The 12,980-nt window shown below is 73.6% G+C and carries 12 protein-coding genes; 7 read left to right on the forward strand and 5 right to left on the reverse strand.

Annotated features, from left to right (window positions below; all coding sequences use genetic code 11):
* Positions 1 to 7: 7 nt before the first annotated feature.
* The 3 genes from ACIOGZ_RS24075 to ACIOGZ_RS24085 form a co-directional block, all read right to left on the reverse strand.
* Positions 8 to 1,438, reverse strand: coding sequence for a VWA domain-containing protein (locus ACIOGZ_RS24075; RefSeq protein WP_400987191.1), 1,431 nt, complete (start codon positions 1,436 to 1,438; stop codon positions 8 to 10).
* Positions 1,435 to 2,313, reverse strand: coding sequence for an AAA family ATPase (locus tag ACIOGZ_RS24080; RefSeq protein WP_400987193.1), 879 nt, complete (start codon positions 2,311 to 2,313; stop codon positions 1,435 to 1,437). The genes ACIOGZ_RS24075 and ACIOGZ_RS24080 overlap by 4 nt, the downstream gene beginning before the upstream one ends.
* A 264-nt stretch (positions 2,314 to 2,577) precedes the next feature.
* Positions 2,578 to 3,249 (reverse strand): Tat pathway signal sequence domain protein, encoded by a 672-nt coding sequence (locus ACIOGZ_RS24085; protein WP_363584783.1) that lies wholly within the window; start codon positions 3,247 to 3,249, stop codon positions 2,578 to 2,580.
* Between the two features lie 387 nt (positions 3,250 to 3,636).
* On the opposite strand from ACIOGZ_RS24085, the gene ACIOGZ_RS24090 reads away from it, so the two are divergent.
* The 3 genes from ACIOGZ_RS24090 to ACIOGZ_RS24100 all read left to right on the forward strand — a co-directional run bounded on the left by ACIOGZ_RS24090 (position 3,637) and on the right by ACIOGZ_RS24100 (position 5,721).
* A complete protein-coding gene (locus tag ACIOGZ_RS24090) occupies positions 3,637 to 4,389 on the forward strand; it encodes a TetR/AcrR family transcriptional regulator (RefSeq protein ID WP_363584785.1) in 753 nt (250 codons plus the stop codon).
* A gap of 142 nt (positions 4,390 to 4,531) precedes the next feature.
* Complete coding sequence (locus ACIOGZ_RS24095; protein ID WP_363584787.1) at positions 4,532 to 5,188, forward strand: DUF6230 family protein; 657 nt, start codon at positions 4,532 to 4,534, stop codon at positions 5,186 to 5,188.
* A 2-nt stretch (positions 5,189 to 5,190) separates the two neighbouring features.
* Positions 5,191 to 5,721 (forward strand): DUF6114 domain-containing protein, encoded by a 531-nt coding sequence (locus ACIOGZ_RS24100; protein WP_244293257.1) that lies wholly within the window; start codon positions 5,191 to 5,193, stop codon positions 5,719 to 5,721.
* Between the two features lie 97 nt (positions 5,722 to 5,818).
* Here ACIOGZ_RS24100 and ACIOGZ_RS24105 read toward each other — a convergent pair whose 3' ends face one another.
* Entirely contained in the window at positions 5,819 to 6,913 is a 1,095-nt protein-coding gene (locus tag ACIOGZ_RS24105) for an NAD(P)-dependent alcohol dehydrogenase (RefSeq protein WP_363584789.1), read from the reverse strand.
* 158 nt (positions 6,914 to 7,071) lie between these two features.
* On the opposite strand from ACIOGZ_RS24105, the gene ACIOGZ_RS24110 reads away from it, so the two are divergent.
* Both ACIOGZ_RS24110 and ACIOGZ_RS24115 read left to right on the forward strand, forming a co-directional pair.
* Positions 7,072 to 7,959, forward strand: a complete 888-nt coding sequence (locus ACIOGZ_RS24110) for a helix-turn-helix domain-containing protein (protein WP_400987195.1) — start codon at positions 7,072 to 7,074, stop codon at positions 7,957 to 7,959.
* 165 nt (positions 7,960 to 8,124) lie between these two features.
* Positions 8,125 to 9,366: a globin domain-containing protein gene (locus ACIOGZ_RS24115; protein ID WP_400987197.1), complete on the forward strand. Its 1,242-nt coding sequence runs from the start codon at positions 8,125 to 8,127 to the stop codon at positions 9,364 to 9,366.
* Positions 9,367 to 9,426: 60 nt separating this feature from the next.
* Here ACIOGZ_RS24115 and ACIOGZ_RS24120 read toward each other — a convergent pair whose 3' ends face one another.
* The gene (locus ACIOGZ_RS24120; RefSeq protein ID WP_400987199.1) at positions 9,427 to 10,833 is read right to left on the reverse strand and encodes a selenium-binding protein SBP56-related protein; all 1,407 of its coding nucleotides are present in this window, start codon (positions 10,831 to 10,833) and stop codon (positions 9,427 to 9,429) included.
* 247 nt (positions 10,834 to 11,080) lie between these two features.
* On the opposite strand from ACIOGZ_RS24120, the gene ACIOGZ_RS24125 reads away from it, so the two are divergent.
* Together ACIOGZ_RS24125 and ACIOGZ_RS24130 are read left to right on the forward strand one after the other, a co-directional pair.
* Positions 11,081 to 12,082: an alpha/beta hydrolase gene (locus ACIOGZ_RS24125; RefSeq protein ID WP_363629859.1), complete on the forward strand. Its 1,002-nt coding sequence runs from the start codon at positions 11,081 to 11,083 to the stop codon at positions 12,080 to 12,082.
* 68 nt (positions 12,083 to 12,150) lie between these two features.
* Positions 12,151 to 12,945 (forward strand): fused MFS/spermidine synthase, encoded by a 795-nt coding sequence (locus ACIOGZ_RS24130; protein ID WP_363584866.1) that lies wholly within the window; start codon positions 12,151 to 12,153, stop codon positions 12,943 to 12,945.
* Positions 12,946 to 12,980 lie beyond the last annotated feature (35 nt).

Genomic DNA, 12,980 nt, shown 5'->3' on the forward strand with positions numbered 1-12,980 from the left:
AAGCTCCCTACACCGGCAGCAGGCGGGCGATCAGTTCGCCGAGGCGGCGGGCGTTGCGGCAGGAGTGCATCTCCACGACGCCCGCGTAGGCGGCTGCGGCGGAGTCGCCGGTCCGCCAGAGGGCGGGCTGCTCGGGGTTGAGCCAGTGGACCCGCCGGGCCCGGCCGGCGATCCGGCGCAGCGCGTCCAGGTTCGGGTCGCGGTGGTTGTTGCGGGCGTCGCCGAGGATCAGCACGCTGGTGCGCGGGCCGACCGCGTCCAGGTGCCGTTCGGCGAACTCGCCCAGGGCGGAGCCGTAGTCGCTGTTGCCGTGGTGGCCCATCACCTTGGCCTCGGTGAGGATCCGGGCGGCGAGCCGGGCCGGGTCGGCGTCGCCGCGCGCCAGCAGGGCGGTGACCTCGGCGGTGCGGTTCACGAAGGCGAACACCCGCACCTTGCTGAACTGTTCGCTCATCGCCCGCACCAGCAGCATGGTGAAGTCGGCGAATCCGGCCACCGAGCCGGAGACGTCGCACAGCAGCACGAGTTCCGGCCGGGCCGGGCGGCGCAGCCGGTAGGCAGGGCGCAGCGGCACCCCGCCGGTGGACAGCGAGCGACGCAGGGTGCGGCGCAGGTCGATCCGTCCGCGTGCGGCGCGGCGGCGCCGGGCGGCCAGCCTGGTGGCCAGCTTGCGGGCCAACGGGTGGACGGTGCGGCGCAGTTCGGCGAGCTGGTCCCGGCCGGCGGCGAGGAAGTCGATCCGGTCCGCGGTGGGTGCGACGGCGCGTTCGGCGATCCGCTCGGCGCCGCGCAGTTCGGCGACCCGGCGGCGGGCCTCGGTGGCGACCAGGGCGCGGAAGTCCTGGATGCGGCGGCGGATCTCGTCGGCGAGGACGCGGTCGGACAGGTCCGGGGCGGTGGCCTGCTCGCGCAGGGCGGCGAGGATCCGGGCGAGCAGGGTCTCGGGGGCGAGCCGGCCGAGCGCCTGGTGGGCCGACCAGCCGTCCGAGGCCGGCGTGGCACCGGCGCCGTACCGTCCGAAGGCCTCCACCACCTCGCCGGCCAGCCGGGCCTGGGCGGCCCGGTCGTCGGCGGCCAGGGCGGCGGCGAGGCGCTCGCGCAGGTCGTCGCGCAGCGGGTCGGGGCGGCCGGGGCGCGGTGGCCGGGGGTCGTCCGGGAGTGCGGGCGGGTCGGCGCGGACGGCCTCGGGGGTGCCGGCGCCGAGCGGGAAGAACAGGTCGAACGTGGCGTCGAAGACGGCCCGTTGGGTGTCCGAGCGCAGCAGCGCGGCGGCCAGGCCGGCCCGCATCTGCTCGCGGTCGGCGAATCCGAGGACGTCGAGGACGGCGGCCGCGTCGACCGTCTCGGCGGGGCCGATCCGCAGGCCGTGCCCGCGCAGCGCGCGGACCAGGCCGGTGAGCCGGGCGGCGGTGTCGGCCGGGGGCGGGACGGTGGTCATGCGAGGGTGAGCTTCTGCGCGGCCTTCCGGATGTCGTCCTGGTGCTTGAGGATCACCCCGAGGGTGTCCTGGACGACCGCCTCGTCGAGGGTGTCCGCGCCGAGGGCCAGCAGGGTGCGGGCCCAGTCGATGGTCTCGGCGACGGACGGCGCCTTGCGCAGGTCCATCGCGCGCAGCGCGCCGACCACCCGGACCAGCGAGGCGGCCAGCGTGTCGTCCAGGCCGGGCACCTTGCGCCGGACGATCTGCCGCTCCAACTCGGCGTCCGGGTAGTCGAGGTGGAGGAAGAGACAGCGTCGACGCAGTGCCTCGGACAGTTCACGGGTGGCGTTGGAGGTGAGCAGCACGAAGGGGCGGCGGCTCGCGGCGATGGTGCCGAGTTCGGGCACGGTGACCTGGAAGTCGCTGAGCACCTCCAGCAGCAGCGCCTCCACCTCGACGTCGGCCTTGTCCATCTCGTCGATCAGCAGCACGGTGGGCTCGTCGCCGCGGATGGCGGTGAGCAGCGGGCGGGTGAGCAGGAACTCCTCGCCGAAGATGTCGGTGCGGGCCTGGTCCCAGCCCTCGTCGCGGCCGGCGGTGATCCGCAGCAGTTGCTTGGCGTGGTTCCACTCGTAGAGCGCGCGGGCCTCGTCGATGCCCTCGTAGCACTGGAGCCGGACCAGCCGGGCCCGGCCGATCGCGGCCACCGCCTTGGCGAGTTCGGTCTTGCCGACCCCGGCCGGGCCCTCGACCAGCAGCGGCTTGCCGAGCCGGTCGGCGAGGAAGACGGTGGTGGCCACGGCGGTGGAGGCCAGGTAGCCGGTGGCGGCCAGCTGGTCGGCGGTGTCCGCCACCGATGCGAAGAACCCCGTGCCGTCGCCGCTGCCGCTCATCTGCCCGCCCCGTTCCTGTCGGCCGTGTCCGTGCGGCAGCACCCTACCGGCCGGTCACTTCGCCGTCCCGGGGGTTCGGCGGGTGGCGAGGGCTGAGCCGGGCCGGCGGCGGGGCGTGCTTCTGGATCACCTGGCAGGCGTGCGGGCGCGCCGGAGCGGCGTACGGCGACCGCGGTCGCCGTACGCCGCTCGTCTGTTCCCGCGGGTCGGCCGTCAGTTGACGACGTCTGACCGGACGTCAGTCGGCGAAGGCCCCTCGGGTCGTCAGTTGACGAAGATGAGCGGGCTGCCCGCCACCGAGGTGTCGGTGACCGGGCCGTAGGTGGCGCTGAAGTAGCCGGTCGAGAAGCACAGGCCCGAGCCGGAGACCAGGTTGAACGGCTGGGAGGTGAAGCCGATGGTGTTGCCGGTGTTCGAGGTGGTGCCGGAGATGCCGGTGGTGGTCTGGTAGACGCAGTTGACGCTGCCGAGGATGGTGCTGAGCACGACCGTGGTCTTCATCGCGCCGGCCGCGCCGGGGGTGAGGGCGACCGGGTTGCCGGGGCCGTCGCCGACGGTGTTGGTGAACGGCAGGTTGTTGACGGTGATGCTCTTGACGCCGGTGACGCCGAGGACGTTGGAGGAGCAGGAGCCGAAGGTCTGGGTGTTGAGCTGCTCGACCGCGCTGCCGGGGGCGGCCGGGTTGGCCGTCACGGTGGCGGAGAAGGCCGAGTTGGCACAGCTGATGCCGCTCGTTCCGCTGGCGCTGCTGTAGAAGGTGGCGGTGGTGCCCGAGACCAGACTGGCGGTGAGGACGTCGCCGACGGCGACGTCCGGGCCGCTGCTGCTGCCGGTGGTCAGCACCGCGGAGCCGTCGGCCTGGGCGGGTGCGACGGCGGCGCAGGTGAAGGCGAGGGCGGCGAGGGCCGCGGTACCGAGCGTGCGGCGAAAGCGCATGAGGGTGACCTCTCTCCGTGCGGAGACGGGTGGGGGTGGCCCGCGGTGCGGGTGTGGTGGCGTGCACGGCGGGGGAGGTGCGTGGGCATGGCGTGCCGGGGGCTTCGCGGGGCCGTGGTGCGGCGGGCCCGGCGCCACGGGCCCGCTCGTACGGCACAGCGGTGTGAAGGTGCGGACGTGCGCTGCGAGTGCAGGAGTGCACGTCGGCGGCTGCCACCGCCGCGGGCCTGCGTCCGCTCGTGGTCCCGTGGCCCGGGCTGCTCGCCCGGGGCCGCCGGAGCCCCTGGAGGTCGTCCGGTGGTGACAGGGTCGCCCACCGGTTGGAAACCTGTCAGTGTTGTAAACCCGATGTTGCGTCAATGTCAATACAGGTAACAGGAGTTGGTGATGGAACGGAAACACCTCCGAAGTGCCGACGTGATCCTGCTGCCGGGCGCGCGGGCCGGTCGTGACCCAGCCCGGTCCATCAAGCGCGGCCCGAGCCGGCTGCCCCCGGGCGTGGTGGCCGCGACCCAGCGCGAGCGGCTGCTCGACGGACTGGTCCAGACGGTGGCCGCGCGCGGCTACCAGCACGCCACGGTCAGCGACATCTGCCGCGCGGCCGGGGTGACCAGGCCGGTCTTCTACGAGCTGTTCAGCGGCAAGGAGGACGCCTTCCTGGCCGCGCACCGGCACGGCACCGGGGTGGTGCTCCGGCGGATGGCGGCGGCCTTCGCGGCGGAGTCCGACTGGTGCGCCGGGATCCGGCAGGCGCTCGGCGCGATGCTCCATCTGCTGGCGGGGACACCGGCCTTCGCGACCATGGCGGTGATCGAGATCGAGGCGGTCGGACCGGCCGGCCGCCGCGAGCGGGACCAACTCCTCACCCGGTTCCGGGCGTTCTTCGCCGAGGTGCCCCAACCGCTGGGCGGTGTGCGGGTTGTGGAGCTGGTGGATGCCGTGGTGGGCGGGGTCTACAGCGCGCTCTACCGGCGGATCGACTCCGGTCGGACGGTTCAACTTCCGGAACTCCTGCCGGTGTTGAGCATGTTCTGCCTCGCGCCCTTCCTCGGCCCGGCGCAGGCGGCCGTCCGGCTCGGGTTGCCGATCGGTGAAGATCCTTCGTGCACCCGTATTGACCCGGCCACTACCGGGCAGTAGCTTCCCAGTTACTCAAAGCGCGGCCTGACCGTGCCCGCCCCGCTGCCGAGGGGCGGGCGGCCCGGTCGGGCCGTGGAACGCTGTCCGCGCCAGGGCACCGTGCCAGTGCCTGCACATCCCACCCACCCAACAGGGAGCACACATGGCCATGTCCGAGGACGCCGCCGCCGCGGCCGAGACCCCGGAGACGCCGACCGGCACCAGGAGAGGGCGGGTACGGCTCAAGCGCAGCGCCTGGATGGCCGTTCCGGCCGTCGCGGCGGGCGCCGTCCTGATGGCCCTCACCGCCCAGGGCGTACTCGCCGCCCAGTTCTCCATCAGCGGCATGCCGTTCACGATCACCGCGGACAAGCTCGACGGCAAGGGCTTCGCCCAGTTCGGCAGCCTGGACTCGATGATCCCCGACAGCCCCAACCAGGGCTCCACCGGCGGTCAGGTGCTGGTCGCGGTCTCGGCGATCAAGAAGGCCGAGATCACCAACCTGTGTCAGAGCGTGGACCTCGGTGGCGTCAACCTGGTGATCCACGCCGGCGACGCCGGCACCCCCGTCTCCGCCACCGACCTCACCACCGACTCCGACATGCTGTCCGGTGACGCGGAGTTCACCAACATCGAGATCGGCGGCGACGCCAGCACCTACACCAAGGCCGGCAACGCGGGCAAGGGCAACCCGGGCGTCTTCGGGCAGCAGGCCGACACCGTCGTGCTGACGCACCTCAAGCAGCACAACTACGCGAGCACCGCCGTCGGGTTCAAACTGCCCAACCTGCGGCTGAGCTTCAGCTCCCAGGGCTGCTGACCATGACGGAGTCCGTACCGGAGCCGGCCGGTTCCGGCGAGGGCGTCGCGGAGGGGGCCGTGGGGACGGCTCCCGCCCCCGCTCCCGCCACCACCCGACCGGTCAAACGCGACTGGCGGGGCCAGCGGCCGTTCTGGGGCGGGCTGCTGGTGCTGTTCGGCGGCGCCGAGATCCTGTTCACCCTGCGTGCCCCGCTGCCCGTCGTCCTGCACATCGGGATGCAGGGGCTGGCGGGCTACCTGGTGCCGGCGGTGATGGTGCTGTGCGGCCTGCTGATCCTGTTCAACCCGGCCCAGCGGCTGTTCTACTCCGTCCTCGCCGTGCTCGCCGCGCTGGCGAGCTGGCTCACCTCCAACCTGGGCGGCTTCGTGATCGGGATGCTGCTCGGACTGGTGGGCGCCTGCCTCACCTTCGGCTGGCTGCCCGATCAGCCGCTGCGCCGGGGGCGGCAGCGGCGGGAGGACCGGCGCCAGGAACGCCGGTCGTCCCGAGCGGGCACGGCCGGGGCCGGGGCCGACCCGGCCGGGGTCTAGCCCGAGGCGCCCCGACGGCGCCCGCCCCCTGGTGATGGGAGAGCACCAGGGGGCGGGGCGTCGGGGCACGGGGGAGTGCGGGGTCGGGCCGTGACGGTCAGATCGTCGCGGCGTCGATCACGAAGCGGAACCGGACGTCGCCGGCCAGCACCCGCTGGTAGGCCTCGTTGACCTGCTCGGCGCGGATCAGCTCGATCTCCGCGGTGATGCCGTGCTCGCCGCAGAAGTCCAGCATCTCCTGGGTGGCCGGCAGCCCGCCGATCATCGAACCGGCCAGCGAACGGCGGCCGGAGAGCAGCGCGTGCGCGTTCACCGTGACCGGCTTCTCCGGCGCGCCGACCTGCACCATGGTGCCGTCGGTGCGCAGCAGGCCGAGGTAGGCGCTCAGGTCGAGGTCGGCGGAGACCGTGTTGACGATCAGGTCGAAGGTGCCCGCGAGCTCGGTGAAGGTGGCCGGGTCGGAGGTGGCCCGGTAGTGGTCGGCGCCGAGCTTCAGCCCGTCCTCGCGCTTGCGCAGCGACTGGCTGAGCACGGTGACCTCCGCGCCCATGGCGTGGGCGAGCTTCACGCCCATGTGGCCGAGCCCGCCGAGGCCCACGATCGCGACCTTCCTGCCCGGCCCGGCGCCCCAGTGCGCGAGCGGCGAGTACAGCGTGATGCCGGCGCACAGCAGCGGCGCGGCGGCGTCCAGCGGCAGGTTGTCGGGGATGCGCAGCGCGTACGCCTCGTCGACGACCAGCTTCGAGGAGTAGCCGCCGTAGGTCGGCAGGCCGTCGTGGCCGACGCTGTTGTAGGTGAAGACGGTGCCGCCCTGGCCGGTGCAGTACTGCTGGAGGCCGGCCCGGCAGTTGTCGCACTCCCGGCAGGAGTCGACGATGCAGCCGACTCCGACCCGGTCGCCGGCCTGCCAACGGGTGACGCCCGGGCCGACCTCGGTGACCACGCCCGCGATCTCGTGGCCCGGGACCATCGGGAAGATGCCGGTGCCCCAGTCCTCGCCGACCTGGTGGATGTCGGAGTGGCAGATGCCGCAGAACTTGATGTCGATCACGATGTCGTGCTCGCCCACCGCCCTGCGGGTGACGGTGGTCTTCTCCAGCGGGGAGTCGGGCCGCGCCGCGGCGTAGGCGGCGACCGTGCGGGTGGTGCCCTCGGTGGTGCTCGTCGTCGTTGCGTTCGTCGAGTTCGTCATGCTTCCAGCCTGCGTCGGTGCGGCGCGACCAGCCAGACCAGAGCCTTTCGTACGTACGCCACGCCTAGGGACCCCGGACGTACGACCACGGAACGTACGCACGGCGGTATCACCCTTCCCCCCGCCCCCGCCGCCCGGATCCCCCGCATACTGCAGACATGGACCAGCGCACCGAACTCAGCGAGTTCCTCCGATCCCGCCGCGCCCGGCTGCGGCCCGAGGACGTGGGCCTGCCGGACAGCACCACCCGGCGGCGGGTGCCCGGCCTGCGCCGCGAGGAGCTGGCCCTGCTCGCCGGAGTCAGCACCGCCTACTACACCCGGCTCGAACAGGGCCACGGCGAGAGCGTCTCCGCCGCCGTCCTGGACGCCATCGCCCGCGTGCTGCGGCTCAGCCCCGCCGAGCGCGAGCACCTCGGCCGGCTCACCAGGCCCGCCCGCCGTCGCCCCGGCCGGGCCGCCGCCCGCCCGCAGCGGGTCCGGCCCGCGCTCCAGCAGCTCCTGGACGCGATGGACTGCGTGCCCGCGTACGTCCTCGGCAGGCGCCTGGACATCATCGGCTGGAACCGGCTCGGCACCGCCCTGCTCGGCGACTTCGCCGCGATGCCGCCCGAGCGGCGCAACATGGCCTGGCAGCTCTTCCTCGAACCGGCCTCCCACGAGCTCTACGAGGACTGGGACGGCAAGGCGACCGACGTCGTCGGCATGCTGCGGCTGGACGCCGGACGGGATCCGGACGACCCCAGGCTCGCCTCGCTGATCGGTGAACTCTCCCTCAAGAGCGCCGACTTCCGCCGCCTCTGGGCCACCCACAGCATCCAGGACAAGGGCCACGGCACCAAGCGGCTGCACCACCCGGTGGTCGGCCGGCTCAACCTCCAGTACGAGACGCTGCGCCCGGCCGGGGACGTCGACCAGGTGCTCGTCACCTACCACGCCGAGCCCGGCTCCAGCTCCGCCGAATCCCTGCGCCTGCTGGCCAGTTGGGCGGCCACCGAGTTCCACCCCGAGCCCGCCGAGGCGACCCCGGCCGATCCCGCCCGGTAGCGACGCGGGGCCTCCCTGCCCGGCCTCCCTGTCGGGCCCTTCCGCGAGGCCTCCCCGCCGGGCCCTCCCGCCGGGTCTTCCCGTCAAGGGGTCGATGGTCCCGGGTCCGATCGGGGCCATCGGCCCTTCTCGCCGGTAACCGGGCGGCGATTGACTGGACGGGTCATGGACACCACCACCAGCGGAAACACCACCAGCGGCACCACCGCCGAGTACGACCGGCTGATCGCCCGCCACCACGCGATGCGGCTCCGCCGCCAACTCCTCACCCCCGCCTCGCCGTTCGGTCCAGATCCGGCCGGCGTCGGCGTCGGCGCGTACGGCGGCGCCGCCGACCAACGGCTGATCCGGCGCGACCTCGGCCTGCTCGAACCGCTCTCCGAACTGATCGACCACCTCTACGCGGTGATGTTCCGCCGCCGCCCCTACCTGCGTCCGCTCTTCCCCGCCTCGATGGAGTTCCAGCAGGCCCACCTGGAGCGGATCCTCCGCCATCTGGTGGACCACCTCCACCACCCGGCCGAACTGGCCTCGACCCTGCGCCAACTCGGGCGCGACCACCGCAAACTGGGCGTCCGGCCGGTCCACTACGAGGCCTTCGAGGAGGCCCTGTGCGCGGCGATCCGGCACCGGGCGGCCGCCCGGTGGACCGAGGAGATGGAAGCGGCCTGGGTCCGGATGCTGCGCTTCGCCGTCGCGGCGATGACGGCCGGCGCCGACTCCGCGCTCACCGAACCCCCGTACTGGCACGCCGTGGTGACCGGCCACGAGCGCCGCCGCCCCGACCTCGCCGTCCTGCGCGTGCGCACCGGCGAGCCCTACCCGTACCGGGCCGGACAGTACGGCACGGTCGAGCACCCGACGCTCCCGCACACCTGGCGGCAGTACTCGATGGGCTGCGCGCCGCGCACCGACAACGAGTTGGAGTTCCACGTCCGGCGCACCGGGCCGGACGGGGTCAGCGCGGCCCTCGTCGAACGCACCGCCGTCGGCGACCGGCTGCGCCTCGGCCCGCCGCGCGGCGGGCTGCTGCCCGAGGACGACACCCGCGACCTGCTGCTGGTCGCCGGCGGCACCGGCCTGGCCCCGATGAAGGCCATCGTCGAGCAGCAGGCCGCCCGGCGCCCGCGCGGCCGCCGCGTCCACCTGTTCGTCGGTGCCCGGGACCGCGGCGACCTCTACGACTGGTCCGCGCTCTCCGAACTCGGCCTGCACAAGCCCTGGCTGGCGCTCACCCCGGTCACCGCAGGCCGGCTCGCCGACGCCGTCGCGGGCACCGGGGACTGGCGCGAGCACCTCGCCTGCGTCAGCGGCCCGGCCGGCATGGTCGCCTCCGTCCGCTCCGAACTGCTCGCCGCCGGGCTGCCCCTGGCCCAGGTCCGCTACGACCAGGCGCTCGCCCGCTAGCCGTACGGCCTACCGGTAGTGGTACGTCCTACCGGTAGGCCGTACGGGCCGCTGGACGTCCTACCGGTAGCAGTAGGAGTCCGAGGAGGCGTCGCCGCCCGCGAGGTGGGTCTGGTGCACCCGTAGACCCCGGAAGTCGGCGCCGTGCGGGAAGAAGCGCTCGTCGACGCTCAACCCGCCCGCCTCGGTGTCGGCGTCCAGCTTGACGATCCACGGCTCGATGCCGTCCGGGTAGAACTGGTCGTCCCAGGCGCCGTAGAGGGAGTTGGTGAGGTAGAGCCAGCGCCCGTCCCGGCTGATCTCGACCATCTGCGGGGCGCCGCTCAGTGGGCGTCCCGGCGCGGCCGGGTGCGGGGTGCGGGCGACGACCCCGCCCAGCCGCACCGAGTCGGCGAGTCTGGGGTGGAACGGATCCGACACGTCGTACTGGAACAGTTCGCCGGTGCCCCACGCGGACACGTACAGCCAGCGGTCGTCCACCGACAGGTTGATGTCCGTGATCAGCGGCGGCACCGCGCCGAACGGTTGCAGCGCGGGCGGCAGGTCCTCCGTCTTGGCGGGCTCGGCGGGGATCTCGATCACCTTGCGCGCGGTGAACGCCGGGCCCTCCCGGTACCAGAGCCAGACCGAGGCGGACAGGTCCTCGACGTTGGTCACCACCCCGGCGAAGCCCCACTCCGCCTGCGGATCGTGCGCCGGGCGCAGCTCCAGCACCATCTGGTACTGGTCGCCGAGGTCGACCCGTTGCAGGTGCCGCCCCGAGTCCAGCTCCCAGAAGTGCAGCGCGTGCCCGTACTTGCGGCCCAGCAGCAGCTCCGGGACGACCCCGCCCTCCACCATCCAGGGCGTGCCCCACTCGCTGGTCACCCCCACGTTCGTCCCCAGGTGCCACCAGACGTCGTACGCGAAGTGCTGCGGCCCGCGCTCCGTCTCCCAGGCGCGCAGCACCTCGAAGGTGGTGTGGTCCAGCAGCGCCACCCCGCCGGGCCCGTCGTTCCCGTCCCCGCTGCCCAGGCAGGACAGGAACACCCCGTCCGGTCCGCAGTGCAGGGTGTGCGGGCGCGAGTAGCCGGCCTTGGCGGCGAGTTCCGCCGCCTCGACGGTCTTGACGAGGCGCGGCCGGACGGGGTCGGGCCGGGTGTCCATCACGTGCAGCCGCGAGGAGCGCAGGCCCGGGAGGAGGAGGTAGCGCCGCTCGGGGTTCTCGTGGCAGGCGTGCGCCAGTGCGCTGGAGCAGGCGTTCCAGCCGAAGTGGTGCAACTCGTCGCCCAGTGTCGGAAGTTCGGCGAAGTTGAGGACCTTCCCGTAGCTCGCCGAGGCCGGATCGGTGTCCACGGTGAGCAGTGCGTCCGGCCGCTCCCCGGCCCGGTCGAACCCGGCGACGTACGCCAGCGTCTCCGGTGGCGCGGCGATCGCCTCGGCGGCCGAACGGTACAGCGACGGATCGGTGTGGCCGGCCTGCGGCATGTGTTCTCCTCAACTCGCCTGCGTGACAACCGGAGTTGGATCTGTCCGGGTAGCGTTCCACATGACCACCGGCGCACAGCAGGCGCACGGGGAGCGATCAGGAGGCGCGGACGGCCGGGTCGCACCGGTGCCCCGCAGAGCGCCGCCCGACAGGCAGCCCCGGGCTACCGGCCGGTATTGTCGGGGTCCTGGATCAAGAGCACCTGCGACGGACGGCAGGTCGAGCATGAGGACGGGTGCGGCGCAGATGGAGTTTCGGGAAGACATCCTGGGTGCCCCCTACGAGACGGCCGAGCTGACGCTGCGGCCGGACGCCGAGGGGGAGGTCTGCGCGACGCTGGTGCGCCGTCTGGTGCCGGGGGCGGAGCGGGCCGTGCTGTACATCCACGGGTACAACGACTACTTCTTCCAGACCAACCTCGCCGACCACTTCGCCGCGCTCGGGTTCTCCTTCTACGCCCTGGACCTGCGCAAGTACGGCCGCTCCCTGCGCCCGCACCAGTCGCCGAACTTCGTGCGCGACCTCGCCGAGTACGACGAGGAGATCGACGAGGCGGTGCGGATCATCCGCGAGGTGGACGGGCACCGGAGGCTGCTGCTGAACGGGCACTCCACCGGCGGGCTGATCGGCGCGCTGTGGGCGGGGCGGCGCTCGGGGCGCGGCCTGGTGGAGGGGCTGTTCCTGAACAGCCCGTTCCTGTCGATGCCGGCCGCGCCCGCCGTGCGGACCGTCGGCGGCCCGGCCGTCACCGCGATCGGCCGACTGGCGCCCACCCGCGTGCTGCCGTCGACGCTCAACCCGCACTACACGCACAGCCTGCACAAGGACCACCGGGGCGAGTGGGACTTCGACCTCGCCCTCAAGCCCGCCGAGGGCTTCCCGCTGTACGCGGGCTGGCTGGCCGCCATCCACCAGGGCCACCGGCAGCTGCGGCACGGGCTCGGGATCGACGTGCCGGTGCTGCTGATGGCGTCGACCAAGTCGATCGCGACCACCAAGTGGCACAACGCCCTGCACCACGCGGACGCCGTGCTGCGCGCCGACGACATCGCCGGCCAGGGCCCGCGACTGGGCCGGCACGTCACCATCGTCCGGATCGAGGGCGGCATGCACGACCTGGTGCTCTCGGGCGAGGCCGCCCGCACCCAGGCCTTCGCCGAACTGGACCGCTGGCTCGCCGCCTACCTCGACGTCCGACTGGCGGACGTCCGGCCGGTGGACGCCCAGGCCGTGGGGGAGAGCGCGTGACGGACGAGCCGGTGACGGACGAGCCGGTGCCGGTCGGGCGCCACACCGACCTCGGCTTCGCCAAGCTCATGCCGGACCTCGACCGGGACGGCGGCTGGCTGCTCACCCTGGACGGCACCCCGCAGTCCTACGTCGACCTCGCCGACCCGACCCACCTGGAGTTCGAGTACACCCGGCGGCTCGGCCACCTCGCCGACGCCCTCGCCCCCGCCGGGCAGCCGTTGGACGTGCTGCACCTCGGCGGCGGCGCGCTCACCCTGCCCCGCTACCTCGCCGCCACCCGCCCCGGCTCGCGCCAGCGGGTGGTCGAGGTGGACGGGCCGCTGCTCGACCTGGTCGCCGAGCACCTGCCCTGGCAGGGGCCCGGCGCGGACATCACCGCGACCGTCGGCGACGCCCGCGCCGCCCTCGCCGAGACCCCGCCCGGCAGCCGGGACCTGGTCATCGCGGACGTCTTCCACGGCTCGCGCACCCCCGCCCACCTCACCTCGGTGGAGTTCCTGCGGCTGGCCGCCGCCGCCCTGCGCCCCGGCGGCTGCTACGCCGCCAACCTGGCCGACGGCCCGCCGCTGGCCTTCGCCCGGGCCCAGGCCGCGACGGTCGGCGCGGTGTTCCCGTACACCTGCCTGGTCGCCGAGGCCCCGGTGCTGCGCGGCCGCCGGTACGGCAACATCCTGCTCGCCGGTTCGACGGCGCCGCTCCCGGCCGCCGAGCTCACCCGGCTGCTGGCCGGCGACATCTTCCCGGCCCGCCTCACCGACGGCGCCGACCTGGCCGCCCTGGTCGGCCGCACCGCCCCGGTCACGGACGCCGACGCCACCGACTCCCCGCCCCCGCCGGACGGCGCGTTCAGCATCGGCTGAGCGGCGCGGCGGCCCGAGCGTCCCCGCGTCCGGGG

This window comes from Kitasatospora sp. NPDC088160, assembly GCF_044741445.1.
Classification (GTDB): domain Bacteria; phylum Actinomycetota; class Actinomycetes; order Streptomycetales; family Streptomycetaceae; genus Kitasatospora.

Bases quoted from the DNA above. Each gene is read 5' to 3' on its own strand.
- ACIOGZ_RS24075 (WP_400987191.1), bottom strand. From the start codon at position 1,438: ATGACCACCGTCCCGCCCCCGGCCGACACCGCCGCCCGGCTCACCGGC.
- ACIOGZ_RS24080 (WP_400987193.1), bottom strand. From the start codon at position 2,313: ATGAGCGGCAGCGGCGACGGCACGGGGTTCTTCGCATCGGTGGCGGAC.
- ACIOGZ_RS24085 (WP_363584783.1), bottom strand. From the start codon at position 3,249: ATGCGCTTTCGCCGCACGCTCGGTACCGCGGCCCTCGCCGCCCTCGCC.
- ACIOGZ_RS24090 (WP_363584785.1), top strand. From the start codon at position 3,637: ATGGAACGGAAACACCTCCGAAGTGCCGACGTGATCCTGCTGCCGGGC.
- ACIOGZ_RS24095 (WP_363584787.1), top strand. From the start codon at position 4,532: ATGGCCATGTCCGAGGACGCCGCCGCCGCGGCCGAGACCCCGGAGACG.
- ACIOGZ_RS24100 (WP_244293257.1), top strand. From the start codon at position 5,191: ATGACGGAGTCCGTACCGGAGCCGGCCGGTTCCGGCGAGGGCGTCGCG.
- ACIOGZ_RS24105 (WP_363584789.1), bottom strand. From the start codon at position 6,913: ATGACGAACTCGACGAACGCAACGACGACGAGCACCACCGAGGGCACC.
- ACIOGZ_RS24110 (WP_400987195.1), top strand. From the start codon at position 7,072: ATGGACCAGCGCACCGAACTCAGCGAGTTCCTCCGATCCCGCCGCGCC.
- ACIOGZ_RS24115 (WP_400987197.1), top strand. From the start codon at position 8,125: ATGGACACCACCACCAGCGGAAACACCACCAGCGGCACCACCGCCGAG.
- ACIOGZ_RS24120 (WP_400987199.1), bottom strand. From the start codon at position 10,833: ATGCCGCAGGCCGGCCACACCGATCCGTCGCTGTACCGTTCGGCCGCC.
- ACIOGZ_RS24125 (WP_363629859.1), top strand. From the start codon at position 11,081: ATGGAGTTTCGGGAAGACATCCTGGGTGCCCCCTACGAGACGGCCGAG.
- ACIOGZ_RS24130 (WP_363584866.1), top strand. From the start codon at position 12,151: ATGCCGGACCTCGACCGGGACGGCGGCTGGCTGCTCACCCTGGACGGC.